At 66.7% G+C, this 21,168-nt stretch carries 21 protein-coding genes; 5 read left to right on the forward strand and 16 right to left on the reverse strand.

Annotation, left to right across the window (positions count from 1 at the left end; all coding sequences use genetic code 11):
* Window positions 1-2 precede the first annotated feature (2 nt).
* The 4 genes from rnc to coaD all read right to left on the reverse strand — a co-directional run bounded on the left by rnc (window position 3) and on the right by coaD (window position 2,138).
* Window positions 3-728, reverse strand: coding sequence for a ribonuclease III (rnc, locus tag BACI348_RS12645; RefSeq protein WP_159826289.1), 726 nt, complete (start codon window positions 726-728; stop codon window positions 3-5).
* Between the two features lie 21 nt (window positions 729-749).
* Window positions 750-953 (reverse strand): 50S ribosomal protein L32, encoded by a 204-nt coding sequence (gene rpmF, locus BACI348_RS12650; RefSeq protein WP_009356569.1) that lies wholly within the window; start codon window positions 951-953, stop codon window positions 750-752.
* A gap of 36 nt (window positions 954-989) precedes the next feature.
* Window positions 990-1,514: a YceD family protein gene (locus BACI348_RS12655; RefSeq protein WP_159830079.1), complete on the reverse strand. Its 525-nt coding sequence runs from the start codon at window positions 1,512-1,514 to the stop codon at window positions 990-992.
* Window positions 1,515-1,637: 123 nt separating this feature from the next.
* Window positions 1,638-2,138: a pantetheine-phosphate adenylyltransferase gene (coaD, locus tag BACI348_RS12660; RefSeq protein WP_159826291.1), complete on the reverse strand. Its 501-nt coding sequence runs from the start codon at window positions 2,136-2,138 to the stop codon at window positions 1,638-1,640.
* 43 nt (window positions 2,139-2,181) lie between these two features.
* Between coaD and BACI348_RS12665 the strand changes: the two genes are divergently transcribed.
* Window positions 2,182-3,411, forward strand: coding sequence for an aminotransferase class I/II-fold pyridoxal phosphate-dependent enzyme (locus BACI348_RS12665; protein ID WP_236557550.1), 1,230 nt, complete (start codon window positions 2,182-2,184; stop codon window positions 3,409-3,411).
* Window positions 3,411-4,199 (forward strand): spermidine synthase, encoded by a 789-nt coding sequence (locus BACI348_RS12670; protein ID WP_201298421.1) that lies wholly within the window; start codon window positions 3,411-3,413, stop codon window positions 4,197-4,199. The genes BACI348_RS12665 and BACI348_RS12670 overlap by 1 nt, the downstream gene beginning before the upstream one ends.
* Here the strand turns inward: BACI348_RS12670 and rsmD are convergent.
* From rsmD to thiL, 4 genes are read right to left on the reverse strand one after another with little or no spacing between them, the layout of a single operon-like run.
* Window positions 4,196-4,813: a 16S rRNA (guanine(966)-N(2))-methyltransferase RsmD gene (gene rsmD, locus BACI348_RS12675; protein WP_159826295.1), complete on the reverse strand. Its 618-nt coding sequence runs from the start codon at window positions 4,811-4,813 to the stop codon at window positions 4,196-4,198. The genes BACI348_RS12670 and rsmD overlap by 4 nt on opposite strands.
* A 45-nt stretch (window positions 4,814-4,858) precedes the next feature.
* Entirely contained in the window at window positions 4,859-7,123 is a 2,265-nt protein-coding gene (locus BACI348_RS12680; RefSeq protein ID WP_159826297.1) for an ATP-dependent DNA helicase RecG, read from the reverse strand.
* The gene (locus tag BACI348_RS12685; protein WP_159826299.1) at window positions 7,113-8,099 is read right to left on the reverse strand and encodes a DAK2 domain-containing protein; all 987 of its coding nucleotides are present in this window, start codon (window positions 8,097-8,099) and stop codon (window positions 7,113-7,115) included. Before BACI348_RS12685 ends, BACI348_RS12680 begins: the two co-directional genes overlap by 11 nt.
* Before the next feature lie 22 nt (window positions 8,100-8,121).
* Window positions 8,122-9,168: a thiamine-phosphate kinase gene (gene thiL, locus BACI348_RS12690; protein ID WP_159826301.1), complete on the reverse strand. Its 1,047-nt coding sequence runs from the start codon at window positions 9,166-9,168 to the stop codon at window positions 8,122-8,124.
* A 91-nt stretch (window positions 9,169-9,259) separates the two neighbouring features.
* On the opposite strand from thiL, the gene BACI348_RS12695 reads away from it, so the two are divergent.
* Window positions 9,260-9,763, forward strand: a complete 504-nt coding sequence (locus BACI348_RS12695; RefSeq protein WP_159826303.1) for a DUF3515 family protein — start codon at window positions 9,260-9,262, stop codon at window positions 9,761-9,763.
* Between the two features lie 28 nt (window positions 9,764-9,791).
* Here BACI348_RS12695 and BACI348_RS12700 read toward each other — a convergent pair whose 3' ends face one another.
* The 6 genes from BACI348_RS12700 to leuC form a co-directional block, all read right to left on the reverse strand.
* Window positions 9,792-10,940 carry a D-alanine--D-alanine ligase family protein gene (locus BACI348_RS12700; RefSeq protein ID WP_159826305.1) on the reverse strand — a complete coding sequence of 383 codons (1,149 nt, stop codon included), beginning with the start codon at window positions 10,938-10,940 and terminating at the stop codon, window positions 9,792-9,794.
* Window positions 10,941-10,943: 3 nt separating this feature from the next.
* Window positions 10,944-11,993 (reverse strand): NAD(P)H-dependent glycerol-3-phosphate dehydrogenase, encoded by a 1,050-nt coding sequence (locus tag BACI348_RS12705; RefSeq protein ID WP_159826307.1) that lies wholly within the window; start codon window positions 11,991-11,993, stop codon window positions 10,944-10,946.
* Window positions 11,983-12,756, reverse strand: coding sequence for a lysophospholipid acyltransferase family protein (locus BACI348_RS12710; RefSeq protein ID WP_159826309.1), 774 nt, complete (start codon window positions 12,754-12,756; stop codon window positions 11,983-11,985). The genes BACI348_RS12705 and BACI348_RS12710 overlap by 11 nt, the downstream gene beginning before the upstream one ends.
* A gap of 10 nt (window positions 12,757-12,766) precedes the next feature.
* Complete coding sequence (gene murA, locus BACI348_RS12715; protein ID WP_159826311.1) at window positions 12,767-14,092, reverse strand: UDP-N-acetylglucosamine 1-carboxyvinyltransferase; 1,326 nt, start codon at window positions 14,090-14,092, stop codon at window positions 12,767-12,769.
* Between the two features lie 149 nt (window positions 14,093-14,241).
* Window positions 14,242-14,844 (reverse strand): 3-isopropylmalate dehydratase small subunit, encoded by a 603-nt coding sequence (gene leuD / locus BACI348_RS12720; protein WP_159826313.1) that lies wholly within the window; start codon window positions 14,842-14,844, stop codon window positions 14,242-14,244.
* Window positions 14,845-14,853: 9 nt separating this feature from the next.
* Window positions 14,854-16,308, reverse strand: coding sequence for a 3-isopropylmalate dehydratase large subunit (gene leuC, locus BACI348_RS12725; RefSeq protein WP_159826315.1), 1,455 nt, complete (start codon window positions 16,306-16,308; stop codon window positions 14,854-14,856).
* A 113-nt stretch (window positions 16,309-16,421) separates the two neighbouring features.
* Here leuC and BACI348_RS12730 point away from each other — a divergent pair, with 113 nt between their 5' ends.
* Window positions 16,422-17,141 (forward strand): IclR family transcriptional regulator, encoded by a 720-nt coding sequence (locus BACI348_RS12730; protein WP_066292257.1) that lies wholly within the window; start codon window positions 16,422-16,424, stop codon window positions 17,139-17,141.
* Between the two features lie 53 nt (window positions 17,142-17,194).
* Window positions 17,195-17,746 (forward strand): DUF1697 domain-containing protein, encoded by a 552-nt coding sequence (locus tag BACI348_RS12735; RefSeq protein WP_159826317.1) that lies wholly within the window; start codon window positions 17,195-17,197, stop codon window positions 17,744-17,746.
* Window positions 17,747-17,758: 12 nt separating this feature from the next.
* Here BACI348_RS12735 and BACI348_RS12740 read toward each other — a convergent pair whose 3' ends face one another.
* Together BACI348_RS12740 and BACI348_RS12745 are read right to left on the reverse strand one after the other, a co-directional pair.
* Window positions 17,759-19,372: a GTPase gene (locus tag BACI348_RS12740; protein ID WP_159826319.1), complete on the reverse strand. Its 1,614-nt coding sequence runs from the start codon at window positions 19,370-19,372 to the stop codon at window positions 17,759-17,761.
* On the reverse strand, window positions 19,369-21,150 hold the full coding sequence (locus BACI348_RS12745; protein ID WP_159826321.1) for a dynamin family protein: 1,782 nt from the start codon (window positions 21,148-21,150) through the stop codon (window positions 19,369-19,371). The genes BACI348_RS12740 and BACI348_RS12745 overlap by 4 nt, the downstream gene beginning before the upstream one ends.
* Window positions 21,151-21,168: the final 18 nt, after the last annotated feature.

Below are 21,168 nucleotides of genomic sequence, written 5' to 3' on the forward strand. Positions count from 1 at the left end.
GCCTACTTGGCGGCTACGGAGCCGGTGGACTTGCCCTGCACGGTGGAACCAGTGCCGGAAAGTGCCCGCCAGGCGTCAGCGGCAGCTTCCTGTTCCGCTTCCTTTTTCGAGTGGCCGGTTCCCCTGCCATAAGCCGTACCGCCGATGTGCAGGACGGCTGTAAACACCCGTGCGTGGTCCGGGCCGGAGCCCTCCACGGCATAGTGGATGGTTCCAAGCTGGCGGCTCGCGGCGAGTTCCTGGATGCTGGTTTTCCAGTCGGTCCCGGCGCCCAGGGCAGCCGCGTCCTTCAGCAGGGGTCCGATCAGCCGCATCACGAGCTGGCGCGCCGTCTCGATGTCGTTGGACACATAGGTGGCACCGATCAGGGCCTCCATGGTATCGGCCAGGATGGACGCCTTGTTTTTGCCCTCGGTGAGCTTTTCGCCCTGCCCGAGGTAAATGTATTCGCCGATGCCCAGGCTGCGCCCGATGCCGGCAAGGGCACGGGTGCTGACCACCGCCGAGCGGCGCTTGGCGAGATCACCTTCGGGGAGGTCCGGGTTGTCCCGGTACAGGGCGTCCGTCACCGAGAACCCGAGGATGGAATCACCCAGGAATTCCAGCCGCTCGTTCGTGGGGATGCCGCCGTTTTCGTAGGCGTAGGAACGGTGTGTGAGCGCAAGACGAAGCGTCCCGGCGTCAATGGAGACACCGAGACGCTTCAAAAGCTCTTCAGTTGAAGACATCATGTCAGCCTGAGGGGCCGATTAGACGTCCGCGACCTTGCGGCCCTTGTACTCAAGGAACAGCGCGGTACCGGCCGAGTCGGTGACGACCTTGGCCTGGTGCGGCAGGCTGTAGGTAACCTGGCCGTTCTCCACGGTCTTCACCAGGTGGGGGGCGGTCGCCTTCCACTGCGAGCGGCGGGCGCGGGTATTCGAGCGAGACATTTTCCGCTTGGGAACAGCCACGGCTAACTCATTTCTCTCTAGACAAACACGTACAAATCAATTTTGCCGGTCAGGCTTAGCCATATCAGCTAGGGCAGCCCAGCGAGGATCCAAGACCTCGTGGTGGTGCCCCGGCTCGTCTTCCAGGCGAGCTCCGCATTCGGAGCAAAGGCCCTGGCAGTCTTCCCGGCACACCGGCTGGAACGGCAGATTGGTGACAACCGCGTCCCGCAACACCGGTTCAAGATCGATTACATCGTGCTCGACTCGACGTTGCTCTTCATCATCTTCTCCGTCCGAAAGCTCAACGCCCTCATAGAAGAAAAGTTCTTGCACATTGACCTCAAGGTCATACGCAAGGGGATCCAGGCATCGGCCGCATTCACCGGTTACTTCGGCAAGCGCGGTTCCAGATACCAGAATTCCTTCGTGTACGGCCTCAAGCCTCAGGTCCAGCTCGATCTCCGAGCCTTCCTGAACACCAATGAGCGCCACACCAAGATCACCCGGTGCGGGTACATGTTCCTTCAGTGTCCGCATGCTTCCCGGACTGCGTCCGAGGTCCTTGACGTCGAACGCCAGGGGCGAACCAGCATCTCTTTTAATGAGAACTCCTGTTGAACATATGACCGACGTACCATCTTAGCCTGAAGACCCGTGGGGACTCAAACCAGCCGGCGGTGGCCGCCGAAGTACCTGAACAGCCTACCCTCTTGGCTGCTGATCGGCCGCCGACCCGCCCGACAACAGCCGCCGGTGCACGGATCTGGGGACGTAGTCGGACACGCTGCCGCCCAGGCCGGCGACTTCCTTGATCAAGGTGGAGGACAGGTGGATGTAGTTGGCCTCCGCCGGGAGGAAGACCGTTTCCACGCCGCTCAGCTGGCGGTTCATCGTGGCCATGGGCAGTTCATAGTCAAAATCAGAGGAGGAACGAAGGCCCTTGACGATTGCCGAGACACCCCGCTGCCGGCAATACTCCGCGAGGAGTCCTTCCCCGACAGGCTCCACCACAATGCCCTTCAGCGACGCCAGGGTTTCCCGTGCCATGTCCAGGCGCTCGGCAAGCGCGAACCTGTAGTTCTTGGCCGGGTTGGTGGAAACGGCGACGATGACTTCATCAAACAGGCCGGCCGCCCGTGCAATGACCTCGAGATGGCCGTTGTGGATGGGGTCAAAGGATCCGGGGCAGACAGCTCGTCTCATGCTCCGAACCTACCCCATCAAAAGGCCGGGATACCATGACTGGATGCATCCTCGACGGGAACTTTCCACCCCCACGGCCCCTGCCCCCTGGCAGCGGACCGCGCTCGGAGCCAACCTCCTCGGCTCCGACGGCGGCCTGGGCGTCACCATCTTCGAAGAGATGACCACCCTCGCAGCGCAAACCGGTGCCATCAACCTGGGCCAGGGCTTTCCGGATGAGGACGGGCCGCTGGACATCAGGGAAGCTGCCCGCGCCGCCATCGCCGCCGGCGCGAACCAGTATGCGCCCGGCAAGGGAATCCTGCAGTTGCGCGAAGCGGTGGCTCAGCATCAGGAAAGGTTCTACGGCCTCTCCCCCGACCCGCAGACCGAAGTCCTCATCACCACCGGCGCCACCGAAGGCATCGCTGCCGCCCTGCTGGCCTTTGCCGGTCCCGGTGACGAGGTCCTGACCTTCGAGCCGTTCTATGATTCCTATGGTGCGGTGATCGGGCTGTCCGGCGCCACCCACGTGACGGCTCCCCTGCTGGCCCCTGACTTCATGCCGGACCTGGCCGCCCTGGAAACGGCCTTCACCGGGCAGACACGGATTGTGCTGCTGAACAACCCGCACAACCCCACAGGCGCCGTCTTTCCACGGAGCGTCCTGGAGCGGATCGTTGAACTGGCCCGCAGGCACAACTGCCTGATCATCAGCGACGAAGTGTATGAGCACCTCACTTTCGGCGCGCGCCACATACCGGTGGCCTCCCTGCCGGGAGCCGCAGACCGGACCCTTACCATTTCCTCCGCCGGGAAGACGTTTTCGCTCACGGGCTGGAAGATCGGCTGGGTGACAGGTCCGGAGGATCTGGTAGCCGCCGTCCGCACGGTCAAGCAGTTCCTCACCTACAGCTCCGGAACCCCGTTCCAATCGGCCATTGCCACAGCACTGGGGCTGCCGGATGCCTTTTACGACGAGGTTGCCGCCACCTTGAAACACAAGCGGGACATCCTCAGCGAAGGGCTGAAGGCCGCAGGGTTCGATGTCTTCTCACCGCAAGGTACCTACTTCGTCAACGTGGACACCGCACCGCTGGGAATCCATGATTCCGTGGACCTGGCCCGCAGGCTTCCGGGCCTGGTGGGCGTTGCCGCCATCCCGGTCCCGGTGTTCTGCCACCCGGGAGGCGCGGAGAGGACACGAAGCCTGCTTCGCTTCGCGTTCTGCAAAAAGACGGAGGTCCTTGAGGAGGCTGCCGCCCGGCTGGCCACCCTTGGCGGGCTGGTCTGATGGAGCCGGTCAGCAAGGGGCGCGCTGCGCGGTTCCTCCGCACCACCGGACAGCACGCTTCCATCGAGCCGGACGCTTTCACCGAGGGCAGTTACGTACTCAGCATCGGGGGCGCCGAGCAGTCCCATGTAAACCTGGTGCGCCCGGAAGAGATTTTCTACGAGTACCTGCGGCGGATCGGGCACGTGGTTGATCTGGCGGCCCCCGCAGGGGAACCGATCACAGCGCTTCATCTGGGCGCCGGGGCCCTGACGTTGGCACGCTACATCCAGGCCACCAGGCCCGGATCCCTACAGTACGCAGTGGAGCTGGAACGTGAACTGCTCGATTTCGTCCTGCGGCAACTGCCCCTCCCCGAGGGGACAGACCTGCACACCATCATCGGGGATGCCAGGGACGCACTGACCGGGCTTAATCCCGGCCTCCGCTTCGACGTCGTCATCCTGGACATCTTCTCCGGCCCGGAAGCCCCCGCACACCTTGCCTGCGCGGAGTTTTACGGCGAGCTAAGGGAACGGCTTGCCCCACAGGGAATCCTCATCGTCAATGTGGGCGACGAGCCCGGCCTCACCCTCGTCCGCAGCCAGGTGGCGGCGATGCGGCGGGCCATGGGTGCCGTGGCCGCCGTCGCCGAAGCCGGCATGTTCGAGGGCCGCTACCCCGGGAACATCATCCTGGCCGGTACCCAGGAAGCCTGGCCTGCCGGCTGGTCCGAAGAACTGGCCATGAGGGGGCCGCATCCGGCCAGGGTCCTGGCAGGAGTGGACCTGGACGTCCTCGCACCCTAAGCCTCCACGTCCTCGCTTCCAAGGGCCTCCGGATCGATGGCGTCCGGCACAAAAGGCTCAGCGAACCACAGCCGGGTTTCGCCGTACTTCTTCTCCGCAAACCGCGCCAGCCCGCCCGGCCACCCCGGTTCAGGCGAGCGGGAGGACCGCTCCACCACCACCACAGCCGCGGGCGCCAGGTGGGCGGCCAGCTTTTCGAGCACGGCTGACAACGCCACCTCCTCCAGCGGATAGGGCGGGTCCAGAAACACCAGGTCCCAGGCGGCCGACGCAGCCGCGCGCTCCAGGAAAGGTTCCACCTTGGACCTGTGCACCGTCACCGCCTTGCGGCCGAGGACTCCGTTGATCAGGTCACCGTTGCGCTGGCAGACGGCACTCGCTTTCGCGTCGGACTCCACCAGGTCCACCGACCGGGCTCCCCTGCTGCCGCTCTCCACCCCCAGGGATCCTGAGCCGGCGTAGAGGTCCAGCACCCTGGCGCCACTGATGACGTCAAAGGCATCAAGCCGCGAAAAGAGCGCCTCCTTAACCCGGTCCGTAGTGGGCCTGGTCAGGGAGCCCGGGACGCTCTGCAGCGGTGTGCCGCCCGCCGCGCCTGCGATGATCCGGCTCACTGGATGCCTGCGTTTCCGCCGCCGCGCCGTAGGGGTCCCGCCGTGCTAACCGCGTTCAAGGAACGCCTCCTTTTCGGGGTTGAGGTACTTGTGGATTGCTTCGGCCAGTTCCGGGTGAGCAGCCAGTAACGGGTCCTGGGACACGATCTGCTGGGCATCGTCCCTGGCCCGGCCGATAACGGCCTCATGCTCAAGCACCCGCAGCAGCCTCAGCGTGGAGCGGCCGCCGGACTGGGACGCGCCCAGGATGTCGCCCTCGCGGCGCAGCTTGAGGTCCTCCTGGGAAAGCTCGAAACCGTCAGTGGTGGCAGCCACCGCCTCCAGCCTCTTCCGGCTCGGGTGGCCGGGCTCCAGGGCAGTGACCAGCAGGCAGGTGCCGGGGAGCCCGCCCCGGCCCACCCGGCCGCGCAGCTGGTGGAGCTGGGAGATGCCGAACCGGTCGGCGTCAAGGATCACCATCAGCGTGGCGTTGGGGACGTCAACGCCCACCTCGATCACCGTGGTGGAGACGAGCATCTTGACCTGGTTGTCAACAAACCCTGCCATTACAGCAGTCTTCACCTCCGGCGGCTGGCGCCCGTGCAGAGGTGCGAGGCTGACACCGGAGAGTGCCGGCTCGGACTGGAGATGTTCGACGACGGCCGTCACCGAAGCAAGTTCGCGCCCGTTTTCGCCGTCGAGGCCCTCGGCCGCGTCAGCTTCCTCCGGACTGAAGTCGCCGTCGTCGTCGGCCCCGATCTTCGGGCAGACAACGTACACCTGGTGTCCGTTGTTGATTTCCTCGCGGGAACGGGCCCAGATGCGTCCGGCCCATGCGGGGTTTTCGGCCAGCCCCACCAGATGTGTGCTGATAGGGGCGCGGCCCGCCGGCAGTTCGTCCAGCACGGACGTTTCAAGGTCCCCGAAAACGGTCATGGCAACGGTCCGCGGGATGGGAGTGGCTGTCATCACCAGCAGGTGCGGGGGCTTGCGCGCCTTGGCCCGGAGCGCGTCCCGTTGCTCCACACCGAAGCGGTGCTGCTCATCCACCACAATCAGGCCGAGGTCGTAGAACGTCACATTGCCGCTGAGCAGGGCATGGGTGCCGATGATGATCCCCGCCGTCCCGGAAGCAGCATCAAGCAGGGCCTGCTTGCGGGCAGACGCCGGCATGGAACCTGTCAGCAGCGTGACCTGTACCGAGGCGCCGCCGAAGCCGCCCAGCAGTCCGTCCCTGGAGAGCGCTCCGAGGGAACGGCGGATGGATTCGTAGTGCTGGGCGGCGAGGACTTCGGTGGGTGCCAGCAGCGCGGCCTGTCCCCCGGCGTCCACCACCTGCAGCATGGCGCGCAGCGCCACGATGGTTTTGCCGGACCCCACTTCGCCCTGCAGCAGCCGGTTCATTGGCGAGTCGCGGGAGAGTTCGGATGCCAGCGTCTTTCCGATGGCGTCCTGCCCGGCAGTGAGGGTGAAAGGCAGGTTCGCGTCAAAGGCGGCAAGCAGCCCATCGGGAATCCGGCGCCGTGCGGTGGCTTCCTCCGCGGCCAGCTGCGCCCGGCGGCGGGCCAAAGCGGACTGCAGCACCAGCGCTTCGTGGTACCGGAGACGGTCCCGCGCCCGGCGCCAGTCCTCGGCGGATTCCGGTGCGTGGATGAGGCGGTATGCCTCGGCCAGGGGCAGGAATTTTTCGCGGCGGGCGACGGCGGACGGAACCGGATCAGGCAAAGCGTCCAGGTCCAGCGTTTCCAGCAGCGCGTGAACGGCATTCTGGATCTTCCAGCTGGGCAGCTTGGCAGTTGCCGGGTAGACCGGGATGGGCATGGCGGCGAGTTTCTCCGGATCCTGGCTGTCCTCGCTGAAGGGGTCGTCATCCAGGAGCTGGAAGTCGGGGTTGGTGAGGCCAAGTTGTCCTTTGAACTTGGTCACTTTTCCGGAGAACAGGGCCCGGCGCCCCTGCAGGAGATCCTTTTTTGCCTTGAACCCGTTGAAGAAAGTGATTTTGAGGGTACCGGGGACTTTCCCACGGTAGTCCGTCCCGCCGACCAGCCGGAGCCCTTGCTTCCCGTCGTCGTCGGACACAATGACATCGGTGATGGTCCCGCGGCGCGCCTGCATGTTCCGGGTGGTGCTGGAGAGCACCCTGGCGATGAGGGTGACCTCTTCGTCGAGGGGGAGCCCGCTGATGGGCGTAAGCTCGCCGCGGCTCATGTAACGGCGCGGGAAGTAGTTCAGCAGCCCGTCAACCGTGGTGATGCCCAGGTGCTTTTCGATGACGGTTGCGGAACTCCTGCCGATCCGCCGTTCCAGCGCAAGATCAAGTTCAGCGGTCATGCCCACTGGAGTTCACTGCATCTGTGTGGGGTTCGCGCGGCAGCGCGAGGTCGCTGATACTGATGTGGGACGGCTCGCCCAGGGCCCTGATGATGCTGACGGCCGGCTCCGGGTCCGGAACGTGCACGTGCACCCGCCAGCGGTAGTTTCCGTCCGCGTCTTCGTTGCCGCCCACCTGGCTCATGATCACGGACTCCCCGATCTCGTCGAGCTGCTGCCGGAGGGTGGCAGCATGAAGCGGCGACAGGTTGATGGTGCACATGACTTCAACGCCGTCGTCATCCGGCAAGGCCGCATGGATGTGGGGATCGGAAACGTCATAGCCGTGCAGTCCGTCAAGCAGTTCGCTTTGGAGTTCCTCGCCCAGGACTGCCGAACGGAGGCAATCCAGGATCAGGAGCATCCCCACACCGCCGGCGTCCACCACGCGGGCTGAGGTGAGCGCGTCCAACTGGTCCTCGGTGCGGATCACAGCGGCCAAGGCCCCTTCAACGGCGGCGTCGAGCGCCAGTCCCAGCGCGTGGTTGCTGTCATCGCCGTTCTGCCCGGCATCCACCGCGGCCGCCGCCCGGGCCGCAGCCTCCATCACGGAAAGCATGGTTCCGGGAACAGGCTCGCTGAGGGCCGACCACGCCCTGATTTGGGCCCGGTTAAGCGCTGCGGCAAGCAGGGTGGAGGTCAGCCGGGTGTGGCCCGCGAGGGGTTCCGCCGCGGCACACAGGAACACGGACAACAGCGTTCCCGAGTTGCCGCGGGCCTCCTCCATGGCGGCCTGCCCGGCGGCGGCCAGGACGACGCCGACATCCAGCTGGGCGGGCTCGTGGTCAGCTGCGGCCGCAGACCGGGCGGCCGCGCGGACGGTCAGATACAGGTTGGTGCCTGTGTCCCCGTCCGCTACAGGGAAGATATTGATGGCGTTAAGGCGGTCGCTGTGGTTTCCAATAACGGTCTCAGCCTTGCCCAACCACCTCTTCATCGCTTGCGCGTTGGCGGCAACCTTAGTGTGCAAAGTGATCCCATCCCCCGGCGTCCGCGGGCCGGCCCGCAATCATTACGCTCGGGCTTTCATTGCTTCCCAATGCTAATACTGAGCCTATCGCAGCGAATCCGGGAGGCAGCTGAACGCCGGCAGGGAATGTGGCCAGCAGGCCGTGGTCTTCCCCGCCGCCGAGTACCCACGCCATCGGATCGGCTCCTAGAAGCACCGACGCCGGCCGCAGCACTTCCGCCAGGGCCTGCAGCCGGGCAGGATCGAGATCGACGGTGGCCTTGCTGGCAGTTGCCAGCCGCAACCCGTCCCGGAGCAGTCCGTCCGAGATGTCCAGCATGGCAGTGGCTCCGGCTGCCCGAGCGGCGGGGCCTGCCGCCAGTGGCGGCCGTGGCCTGCACTGCAAATCCAGGAAGACCCGTTCGCTTTCACCCAGGGCATCAACGTTGACGGTGGATTCCAGGAGGGCCAGGCCGGCGGCAGCATGTCCGGCTGTGCCGGCCAGTGCCAGGACGTCACCCGGACGCGCTCCGGACCGGAGCACCGCGGCGTTCCCTTCAAGGGTGCCGAGGACGGCAACGGTGACGGAAATTTCCCGGCCCCGGCCGAGGTCGCCGCCGGCCACTGAACATCTGGCGGCCCCGAGGCCCGTGATCCCGGCCGTGAGTCCGTCCGCCAGGTCCTCCACCCAACTGACCGGGGTATCGGGCGGAAGGGTGAGGCTCACAACGAGGGACGTTGCCGTGGCGCCCATGGCATTGATATCGCTGAGGTTCTGTGCGGCGGCCTTCCAGCCGACGTCGAACCCGGTGGTCCGATAGCCGTTGGGCCATTCCAGGCGGAAATCCTGGTCCTGGACCTGCGTGTCGATGCTGATGACGGTTTTCCCGTCCGGAGCGGCCACCACGGCGGCATCATCCCCCGGGCCCAGCAGCGTGGCCTCGGAGTGGGCCCCTGCCATGGCCAGGCGGGGAAATATCCGTGCCAGCAGGTCGGCTTCGGAAAGGGCAGCGACGGAGGCTGGCTGCCGGTGGACGGTCAAACGATTCTCAGGCACGCCACTACGCTACAGCGGGCCCCCGACATTGGCTGCCCGCAGCATCCGTCCCGTGTCCCGGGCGGCGTGGATGCAGCGATAGGCTTGGAGTATGCACCGCCCCCATGCTTCCCTGACTGCCCGCGCTGCCAGGATGGCACTTATCGGGGCTTTCGCAGCCCTCCCGCTTGCTGCCTGCTCGCCGGCGGTGGACGTGCCGCCGGCCGCCGATGCCGCGAACCCGGCGTGCGCCCCCATGATGGTGGCGCTGCCCGAAGCCATCGGGGACTCCGGGCTGCGGAAAACGAACAGCCAAGCCACCGCCGCTTGGGGAGACCCCTCCTTGGTGGTGCTTCGCTGCGGCGTGAACGTGCCCGGCCCCACCACGGACCGCTGCGTGACGGTCAACGGGATCGACTGGGTCATCAAGGAAGGCGACCCGGTGTGGACGCTGACCACCTACGGCCGGGAACCCGCCACGGAAATCCTGATGGACCCGGACAAGATCTCTTCAGCCACGGTACTGGCCGACCTTGCCGCCAGCGCTGCCAAAGTTCCGGCCAGCAGGAACTGCGTGGGCCAGGAAGACCTGCAGAACCTGCCGCAAAGCCAGTAGGGTTTCGACGGGTTCGACCACCGAAAATTCAGCGGAGTCCGGTCTTCCGGTTCAGCGCCAGGTGGATGAGTTCGTCGATCAGGTCCGCGTAGTCCAGCCCTGAGGCAGCCCACATCTGCGGGTACATGCTCTTGGGGGTGAAGCCCGGCATGGTGTTGATCTCATTGATGATCAGCTGGCCGTCAGGGGTGTAAAAGAAATCCACCCGGCTCAGCCCTTCGGCACCTACCGCGTCAAAAGCAGCCGCCGCAAGTTCGCGCACCCGGGTGATCGCTTCCTCAGGAAGGTCTGCGGGGCAGCTGAGTGCTGCGGCGTCGTCCTCAACATACTTGGCGGTGAAATCGTAGAACTCGTGGGTGCCGCCGGCAACGGAGATCTCGCCGGGCATGGACGTACGGGGGGCGTCGGCACCCCTGCCTTCCAGCACCGCGCACTCGATCTCGCGGCCAACAATTCCCGCCTCGATCACGAGTTTGAGGTCGTGCCGCCGGGCTTCCTCGATGGCAGCGTCCAGCCCGTCCAGCGAGTCCACTTTGGAAATTCCCATCGAGGATCCCGCCCGGGCAGGCTTGACGAAGACGGGGAATCCGAGCCGGTCAACCTGTTTGCGCACGGACTCGGCGTCGTTTTGCCACTGCCTGTCGGTCACGGCGATGTAGGGGCCCACCTGCAGGCCGGCGGCTGCGAAAACCACCTTCATGTAGTGCTTGTCCATGCCCACTGCGGAGGCCAGGACGCCGGCTCCGACGTACCGGGTGTCCGAGAGTTCCAGCAGCCCCTGGATGGTGCCGTCCTCCCCGAACGGGCCGTGCAGCAGAGGGAAGACCACGTCCACGGCCCCGAGCTCCTGCGGGACCTCGTTCGGGGCAGCCACGATCAGCTGGTGTTCACCGCCGATCTGGGCCAACGTCACGGTCTGCTGCGATGGGACCACCTCGGGCAGCGATGTCCCGGAGAGGGACCACTGCGCGGTATCGTCCGCGGCGAGGACCCACTGGCCCGTCTTGGCAATCCCGATCGGGATCACCTCGTATTTGTCCTTGTTGATGGCGCCCAGGACGCCGGCAGCGGTCACGCAGCTTACGGCGTGTTCACTGGAGCGTCCGCCGAAAAGTACTGCCACCCGGGGCTTTGCCCCGCCGGCCGGCTCTGCTGCGGTCAGTTTGTGGTGGGACATGGGTCAGTTTTCGCCTTCAGGTTTCAGTTCCCGGGCCAGCAGGACGGGGCCCAGTTGGTCAACGGACAGCTTGCCGGCCAGCACAGCGACGACGGCGGCCGTAATGGGCATCTCGACGCCGAGCTTTGCTGCCAGTTCGTGCACGGCCTGGCCGGATTTGATGCCTTCGGCGGTTTGGGTCATTTTTTGGCCCACTTCCTCCAGCGTCAGGCCCTGGCCCAGCAGCCGCCCGGCGGTGTGGTTCCGTGAGAGGGGCGACGAGCAGGTGGCCACGAGGTCGCCCAGGCCCGCCAGCCCGGCCATGGTTTTCGCGTCGCCGCCCAGCGCCAGCGCCAGGCGGGACGTTTCGGCGAGGCCCCGGGTGATGACGGAGGCCTTGGTGTTGTCGCCCATTTGGCGGCCCTCGCAAATACCGACCGCCAGGGCGATCACGTTCTTCACGATGCCACCGATCTCCACGCCCACAATGTCCGCCGTCGTGTAGGGCCGGAAGTAAGGCGCTGTGCAGCTGCGCGCAATCCAGCCGGCCGCAGCGGAATCGGTGCAGGCAACCACGGATGCCGTGGGCTCCTCGCGGGCGATCTCCATGGCCAGGTTGGGACCGGAAACGACGGCGATCCGCTCGGTGGGAACGCCGAGTTCCTCGCTGATGACCTCACTCATCCTGGCGTCGGTGCCCAGTTCCAGGCCCTTCATCAGGGAAACCACCATGGCACCGGGGGCGATCATGTCTTTCCAGTCGCGCAGCTGCGGCCGCAGGGACTGCGCCGGTACGGCGAGGACCACCAGGTCAGCCCCGGCCAGGACGTGGCCCACCTCGGTGGACGCCGTGATGCTTTCCGGCAGGGCGATGTCCTTGAGGTATTGGCTGTTGCGGTGGAAGGTGTTAATTTCCTCCACGACTTCAGCACGCCGCCCCCACAGCCGGATGGCTCGCGGCGCGCCGGCCGCAGCGGCGTCGGCCAGGATCTTCGCAAACGTGGTCCCCCACGAACCGGCCCCGAGCACAGCAACGGAACGGGCTGCTCCGGCCTGTTTTCCCTCAGGATTCACCGGGGGTCCGTTCGCCGGCCTGCTGCCCGCGCTCCACGAAGCGCCCGTGCTTTGCCTGCTGTTGCTTGGCCGGATCCCAGCGCACCGCCGGAGGCTTTTCTCCCCTGAGCTCCGCCAGGAGGGCAGTGATGGCGTCCATGATGGCGTCAGTGGCCCCGCTCAGCGTTGCCTTGTCCAGGGGGCGGCCCGTGAACGCGCTCAGGTCCACCGGGTCTCCCACCACAACGCGGGAGGTCTTTCGCGGGAAGAGGTGGAACCGCTTGCCGTAGCGCGGGAACACCTCGTGCGCACCCCAGTGCGCGATCGGCACCACGGGAATGCCGCCCTCAAGGGCCAGGCGCGCCGCGCCGGTGTGGCCCTTCATTGGCCACAGGTCCGGGTCGCGGGTCAGCGTGCCCTCGGGGTAGATGATGATGGCGCCGCCCTCGGCGACGATCTCCTGGGCAACCTGCAGCGAGCGGTTCGCTCCCGCCGTCGAACGCTCCACCGGGACCTGCTTGGTGGCGCGCAGCAGCCATCCCAGGGCGGGCACCTTGAACAGGCCCGCTTTCGCCAGGAAGTGCGGGGCGCGCTTCTGGTTGTACAGCATGTGGCCCACAACCAGGGGATCGATTTCCGTGCAGTGGTTCGGAGCCGCGATGAAGCCGCCGGCGGGAAGCTTTTCGGTCCCCTCCCACTTCTTGTTCATCATGGCGTTCATCAGGGGGCGGACAACGCCGGCGATGAACACGAATGTGGCCTTGCTTTTCGCAGACTCTTTCATGCCGGTGCCGCTACTTCGTGGTGGTGATGTCGAAGTCGGCGCCCAGGCCGGCCAGCTTTTCGGTGAAGCGCTCGTAGCCCCGGTTGATGATGTCGATTCCGGTGACCCGCGAGGTTCCCGTGGCGGCAAGGGCCGCGATCAGGTGGCTGAATCCACCGCGGAGGTCAGGCACGTCGATGTCGGTTCCCTTGAGCTGGGTGGGCCCGGAAATCACTGCGGAGTGCAGGAAGTTCCGCTGGCCGAACCGGCACGGCACGCTGCCCAGGCATTCGCGGTGCACCTGGATGCCGGCGCCCATGCGGATCAGTGCGTCGGTGAAGCCAAACCGGTTTTCGTACACCGTCTCGTGGACGATTGAGACGCCTTCGGCCTGGGTGAGCGCCACCACCAGCGGCTGCTGCCAGTCGGTCATGAAGCCCGGGTGCACGTCCGTTTCCAGCACCAGGGGGTTGAGCTTGCCGCCGTGGTGGTAGAAACGGATGCCGTCTTCACCGATGTCCATGCCGCCGCCCACCTTGCGGTAGGTGTTCAGGAACGTCATCATGTCCCGCTGTGAGGCGCCTTCAACGAAGATGTCGCCCTTGGTCACCAGCGCGGCCGAGGCCCACGACGCCGATTCGTTGCGGTCCGAGAGCGCCCTGTGGTTGTAGCCGCCGAGGTCGCGGACGCCTTCGATGCGGATGGTGCGGTCTGTCTGGACGCTGATGATTGCGCCCATCTTCTGCAGCACCGCGATGAGGTCGATGACTTCCGGTTCGGTGGCAGCTCCGGAGAGCTCAGTGATGCCTTCGGCACGGGTGGCGCTGAGCAGCACCTGCTCCGTGGCACCCACGGAGGGGTACGGGAGGGAAATTTTTGCTCCGTGCAGTCCCCTGGGCGCGGAGATGTGGATGCCGCCGGGACGCTTTTCCACCACGGCGCCAAACTGGCGCAGGACGTCCAGGTGGTAGTCGATGGGCCGGTCGCCGATCTTGCAGCCGCCCAGGTCCGGGATGAACGCTTCGCCGATCGCGTGGATCAGGGGTCCGCAGAGCAGGATGGGAATCCGGGAGTCGCCGGCGTGGGCGTCGATCGCGGTGCTGGACGCGGTCTTGGCTGCCTTCGGGTCCAGGGTGAGATCCCCGTTGACGGGGTCCTTGACCACCGTGACGCCGTGCAGCTGGAGGAGCGAGGTAACAACCTCCACGTCCTTGATTTCCGGCACGTTCCGCAACACCGACGGTTCGTTGCCCAGCAACGCTGCCACCATGGCCTTGGGGACGAGATTCTTGGCCCCCCGGACCGTGACGCGGCCAGTAAGCGGGACTCCGCCGCGGATTGTCAGAACACTACTCATATACCGGTTTCCTCACGATAACTAGCCCCCAAAACCTTGCAAAGGCTCCAACCAAGCATAGGAGGTCGCGTTACCGAACCGAAATACGCCGGCGACGGCGGCAGGGCGTGGCGGACCGCCGTCGCACAGTCAGAGGTACTTCCGCCCGCTCAGGAAAGGCGCGCCGGCAGGGTTTTCGGCAGGAAGGCAGGGCGGGTGGCCTCGTAGGCAGTGATGTCCGACTCGTGCTGCAGGGTCAGCCCGATATCGTCCAGGCCTTCGAGCAGGCGCCAGCGGGTGTAGTCGTCGATCTCGAACGGCGCCACGATGTTGCCGCACACCACGGTCTTGGAGGTGAGGTCCACGGTGACCTGCGTGCCGGGAGCGTTCTCCAGCTCCTTCCAGATCAGTTCGATGTCGTCCTGCGCCACCTGGGCTGCCAGCAATCCCTGCTTGCCCGAGTTGCCGCGGAAGATGTCGGCGAACCGGGACGAGAGCACAGCCTTGAAACCATAGTCCTTCAGCGCCCAGACGGCGTGTTCGCGGGAGGAGCCGGTGCCGAAGTCCGGGCCTGCCACCAGGACGGAGCCGGCGTTGAAGGGCTCCTGGTTCAGGATGAAGGAAGGATCCTTGCGCCACGCCGAGAACAGGGCGTCCTCGAAGCCCGTGCGGGTGATGCGCTTGAGGTAGACAGCGGGGATGATCTGGTCAGTGTCAACGTTGCTTTGGCGCAGCGGGACGCCGATTCCGGTGTGGGTGGTGAACTTTTCCATGGCGGTCTCCTAGGCTGCGTCGGTGCGGATGGCGGCGGATTCGGGAGCCGGATCAAGGTCCGACGGCGAGCTCAGGGTTCCGCGGATGGCCGTGGCCGCTGCCACTACCGGCGACACCAGGTGCGTCCGGCCGCCCTTGCCCTGGCGGCCCTCGAAGTTGCGGTTGGAGGTTGAGGCGCAACGCTCCCCCACGTCCAGCTGGTCCGGGTTCATGCCCAGGCACATGGAGCAGCCGGCGAATCGCCACTCGGCGCCGAAGTCCTTGAAAACCTTGTCCAGGCCCTCGGCCTCGGCTTCGAGGCGGACGCGGGCCGAGCCGGGAACTACGAGCATCCGGATGTTGGGATCCTTCTGCCGCCCGCGGATGATGTCCGCCGCGGCGCGCAGGTCCTCCATCCGGGAGTTGGTGCAGGAGCCCAGGAAGACGGTGTCCACCCGGATGTCCTTCATCGGTGTTCCGGCTTCAAGCCCCATGTACTGCAGTGCGCGCTCGGCGGCGGCCTTGGCGTTTTCGTCGCCGAAGTCCTCGGGGGACGGTACCGCCTCAGACAGGGAAACGCCTTGGCCGGGGTTGGTGCCCCAGGTGACGAACGGCTCCAGCGTGTTGGCGTCCAGGTCCACCTGGACGTCAAAGGTGGCGTCGTCGTCGGTACGCAGCGTGTTCCAGTACTCGACGGCGGCATCCCAGTCAGCGCCCTGCGGAGCGTGCGGACGGCCCTTCATGTATGCGTACGTTGTCTCATCCGGGGCCACCATGCCGGCGCGGGCGCCGGCCTCGATGGACATGTTGCAGATGGTCATGCGGGCGTCCATGGACAGGGCGCGGATAGCGGAGCCCCGGTATTCCAGGACATAGCCCTGGCCGCCGCCGGTGCCGATCTTGGCGATCACGGCCAGGATGATGTCCTTGGCCGTAACGCCCGGACGGAGCGTGCCTTCAACGTTGATGGCCATGGTCTTGAACGGCTTGAGCGACAGCGTCTGGGTGGCCATCACGTGCTCCACCTCGGAGGTTCCGATGCCCATGGCCAGCGCTCCGAAGGCGCCGTGCGTGGAGGTGTGGGAGTCGCCGCAGACCACCGTCATGCCCGGCTGGGTGAGGCCCAGCTGCGGACCCACCACGTGGACGATGCCCTGCTCCGCGTCTCCGAGGGAGTGCAGGCGCACGCCAAACTCGGCGCAGTTGTTGCGCAGCGTCTGGATCTGGGTCCGGCTGGTGAGATCGGCGATAGGCTTGTCGATGTCCAGCGTGGGAGTGTTGTGGTCCTCCGTGGCGATGGTCAGGTCAGCGCGGCGCAGCTTGCGGCCGGCCAGGCGCAGGCCTTCGAACGCCTGCGGGGACGTGACCTCATGGACGAGGTGGAGGTCGATGAACAGAAGGTCGGGCTGGGCGTTGGCGCCTTCGCCGTCGCCTTTGCGCACCACGTGCGCGTCCCAGACTTTCTCGGCCAATGTCTTTGCCATGGCCATCTCCCTTCACTGCTGTTTGGCTGATGAGTTCCACTGAACCAGTACGGCTTCGCACTGCGCCAGCCGAAAGATTTGCATCTCAGATAATGAGACGGCAATATCATTACATGGACAATTCTAGTGGAGTCGGTGTCATAGATAAAGCGGCCCATGTGCTTGATGCGCTGGAGGCGGGACCCACCACGCTGGCGCAGCTGGTGGCGGCTACGGGCCTGGCCCGCCCCACCGTCCACCGCCTTGCCCTGGCGCTGGTTCACCACCGGCTGGTCAGCCGTGACATCCAGGGCCGCTTCGTCCTGGGCAGCCGCCTGGTTGAACTGGCGTCGGCTGCCGGCGAGGACCGTTTAATTGCGTCCGCCGGCCCCGTGCTGATGCAGCTGCGCGACGCCACGGGCGAGAGCGCGCAGATCTTCCGCCGCCAGGGTGACTGGCGCGTCTGCGTTGCTTCCGCCGAGCGCCCCATCGGCCTGCGCGACACCATTCCGGTGGGCACGCAGCTGTCCATGAAAGCAGGGTCCGCCGCCCAGGTGCTGCTCGCCTGGGAGGACCACGACCGCCTGCTCGAAGGATTGCAGTCCGCCCGCTTCACGCCCACCGTCCTGGCAGGAGTACGACGGCGGGGCTGGGGACAGAGCCTCGGCGAACGTGAGCCTGGGGTCGCCTCAGTCTCGGCACCGGTCCGCGGACCGTCCGGCCGGGTGATTGCGGCGGTGTCCATCTCCGGCCCGATTGAGCGCCTCACCCGCCAGCCCGGGCGGCTGCACGCCGAAGTGGTCTGCAACGCCGGCCGCATCCTCACCGAGGCGCTGCGCAAGAACAACGACTGACGTCCCCAAGCGCCTTACCCTCTCAGCCGTTCCGCGGACGCTAGGATTTCGCCATGGGCAGCTTTGCAGTGTTTCTTCGCGGCATCAACGTGGGCGGCATCAACATCAAGATGGCGGACCTCCGGGAGGGCCTCAAAGCGGCCGGTTTCGCGGACGCCCGCACGCTGCTTGCCAGCGGCAACGTAGTGCTGACCAGCAGCCTCGAACCCGCAGCCCTGAAACGGACATGCGAAAAATTCCTCCGGGACGCCTTCGGCTACGACGCGTGGGTGGTGGTCCTCGAGGCAGCCCGGGTGGCTGAGCTGGTGGCCGCCTGCCCCTACCCGGACGACGACAAGACCACCCACACGTACATCACGCTCTCCTCGGACGAGGCGATGCTGGACGAACTCCATGCGGCCGGAGCGGCCATCGAGGGGGCAGAGCAAACGAGGCTGGGCCCGGAAGCGCTTGCCTGGCTGGCACCCGCCGGCGGAACGCTCGACAGCCCCTTCAGCAAAATCACGGCCAGGACCAGATTCAAGGCCTCCACCACAACACGGAACCTGCGCACGCTCATCAAGGTCAGGGACGCCGCTGCCGAACTTGCCGCCGCGGGCAGCTGACCGCGGTGCTTCCTACCCGGCAGCGGCCTTCAGCGCCGCATGAAAGGCAGCAAGCCGGCTGACTTCAACCTCCACCGGTTCCACAATGAGCTCGCCGGCCACCGCCGCCACCGCCGTGTTCAGCCGCTTCCGTGCCCGTGCCGCCCGGGCGTTGGCGGCGGCCGCCGCAATGAAGCGTCCCGTGATGGCCAGGAAGATCCCCATGACCACCCCGGAAGCGATCATCAGCGTAGGCACCGGCCAGCCCTCCACCCGGGGCACCTCCGGTACGGGCAACTGGAAATAGCCGAGGGCTGCCAGCACACCGAGCCAGCCCAGGCCCCCCAGCACGGCGAGCAGGGCAAGCCATTGAGTCACGTTGAACAGGGCCCACCACCATGATTTGCGGTTGGCAGCCAGGTCGGTGCCGGCAATCGCCTGGTCCAGCGCATCCGGCAGCCGCTCCCGTCCCTCCCTCGCCGCGCTCCGGATGGCTGCCCGCCAGGGACCCGGCGCGCCGGCGCTGGCGGCGTCGGCGAATTCCCGTACCGCCGCATCAGTCCGCGCGCGTTCCGGCGCGCCGGCAGGAGGCAGCGAGGTGCGGTTCAGCCCGGAGGGTGCGGTGCTGCGCAGGCTAAGCCGGCGGAGCGGGTCGGGGCGGAACCGGGAAAGCCACCGGGTGACGGGCCAGCCTGTCCGTTTCACTGACTCAAGCCGGTAGGACTGGCCCACGGCCCGGACCACTGCGGGCACATTTGCCGCAACGGCCAGCTCCTCCGCCAGGCGTGACCTGGCGCCGGACCGGACCCCGGCCGCGTCTCCGCCGCCGGACGCTGCGGCCAGCTCCGCAGAAGCCCTGGTAATGTCCGCAGCGAGCCGCTGCGACTGGGCTTTGCGCTTCACCGCAACGCCCCGGATAGCGTCGCGGACCTTGTCCACGCCGGTTCCAGCCACGGCGGAGGCCGGCAGCACCCTAACGTTGGCCAGGCCGTCGCGGGCGAGGATGGACCGCAGGGATTCCAGGACGGGCTGCACATCGTGGGCCGGCAGGCGGTCCACCTGGTTGAGGACCACCAGCGTGACGGCCCCGTGCGTGGCCAGGCGCGACAAGAAGTCATTGTGTACTGCCGCGTCTGCGTACTTTTGGGGATCGAGGACCCAGACCAGGACGTCGACGAGTCCCACCATCCGCTGGACCACTTCCCTGTTGGCTGCCTTGGTGGAATCGAAGTCGGGAAGGTCCAGCAGGATCAAGCCCGTGTCCTCGTCGGCGAACCCGTCCACGGGTACCGCATGGTGCCGGGTGCGGACGTCGAGCCAGTCCAGCAGCGGCTCGCTGCCCTCCGCTCCCCATACCCCCGCCAAAGGTTCCGATGTGGTGGGACGGCGGGCGGCTGCCGTCGCGATTTCCGCGCCGCTCACCGCATTGAACAGGGAGGACTTGCCGCTGCCGGTGGCACCGAAGAATCCCACCACTGTGTGGTCCGCGGACAGCGACCGCCGGGAGCTGGCACGCTCGAGCACGTCGAAGACTTCCTGGAGCGATTCATCGGGAAGGATGCCTTCGGCAAGCTCCCGGGCGTCGTTGAGGGCAACAAGCCGCCGGTCCAGCCGGGACGCGTCCCGGGTGTCGCTGTGGCGGCTCACGCGGTGTCCGCCAGCCGGGCCAGCCCCTCGGCGTGGGCGGCGAGGGACCCGGCGGAAGCGTCGGCGCTCTCCGGCAGGCGGGACAGGAATTTCTGCTGTTCATCCTGCAGCAGCCGCTGGCAGCGGAGGTGCAGGTCCCCGCGCGCTTTTTCGGCCATCCGCCGGACCGCGTCCTCACCGAAGACCGCCTCCAGCAGCCGTTGGCCCACCACGGCGGTTCCGCCCGCCACCCCCACTTCGAGTCCCGTCAGCCCGGCGGTCATCGAGAACACCACGATCATCAGGGCGGCGCCCAGTCCGTTGATCCCGAACGACAGCCAGCGTGCCTGGGTGCGTTTTCCCTGGCCCTCGGTGCGGATCAGTTCCATCAGGGCTTCCTGCCAGGCCCTGATTTCAGCAGCTGTCCGCTCCTCGAAGCCCGCGGTGGTTCCGGAGAGGTCGTCCGTTCCCAGCAGGTGGCGTCCGGCGGGGTCGGTCCGCCAGCGCTGGTCCGTGTCCTCGGCGGCAATTGCGGCTTCGTCCACGATGACCGCCTGCAGACCGGTCTCGATGGCCGCTTCGACCCGGATGGCCGGCGGCGGTTCTCCGCGGAAAAAGGCTCCCAGCCGGTCGCGGAAGCGGCCAACGTTCTGTTCGAGGCTCCGGAAGAACTCTCCGGTGCCCACGAAGTCCTGCCAGCGGGCCAGGACTTCGCCGCGAAGCAGCGAGCCGTCCTTGGTGGCTTCGAGGATGCGGTCAACCGCGGCGCTGTAGGCCGAAACAGCGGCGGCTTCGAGGTTGTCGGCGGCCCGCTGCTGCTCCCGGGCTGCCTGGGCCACCGCGGCGACGCGGCCGGACAGTGCCCTGACGGTTCCGTTCAGGGTGCGCCGGGCGATGGCGGACCGGCCGGCGGAATCTGCAGCAAGTTCCCCCAGCCAGGTCCGCAGCGGGAGGACTGTGCCGGCGGGCAGCATGCCCAGCGGGTCCAGCGGCGTTTCCGGGATGATGAACAGCTGGGCGGAGCCCAGGCCTTCACGGTCCAGGAGGCCCCGGAGGTCCTCGCTCACATCCTGTTCGGCCCCTGCGGGGACACGGTCCAGCACCACTGCCACCATGATGTCCCGGGCGGCGGCGTCGAGGAGCAGTTTCCAGGGAACGGCGTCTGCGTAACGGTTGGCGGTGGTGACGAAAATCCACAGGTCGGCAGCGGCGAGGAGCTGTCCGGCGAGCTTTCGGTTGTCATCCGAGATGGAGTCGACGTCGGGGGCGTCCAGGAGCGCGATTCCGGCTGGAACCGCAGGGTCGGCCACGAGGACGAGGGAGGACATTGCGCCGGGGTCAGGGATGGGGCCTGCATTGTTTGCCGGTACCGGGCCGGCGGCGACATATCCGCGGATCCTGCTGAGGGTGGGCAGGACACGCTGGCCCTCGAACCAGGCCGCCTCTGGCGGGTGGTGCAGGAGGATGGGCTGCCGGGTGGTGGGGCGGAGGGCCCCGGACCTGGTCACCGGGTGGCCCACCAGTGCGTTGACCAGCGTTGACTTGCCCGCTCCTGTTGAGCCCCCGACGACGGCGAGCAGGGGGGCATCCAGGCTGCGGTACCGCGGGAGGATGTAGTCGTCCAGCTGCGCAACAGCGCCGGCGGCATCACGCCGGGCCTGTTCCGCTTCGGGCAGGGCCAGCGGCAGCGCCGCGGCTGCAAGGTCGCCGCGCACCTCTTCCAGCAAGGCAACCGCCGCCAGCGTGGGCGGGGCCGGCTGTCCGCCGTGCGGTGGGTCCTGCTCGTTCCGGGAGGTCACAGGATCATCATGCCAGTT

This window comes from Arthrobacter sp. 9AX (assembly GCF_902506095.1).
Classification (GTDB): Bacteria; Actinomycetota; Actinomycetes; order Actinomycetales; family Micrococcaceae; genus Arthrobacter.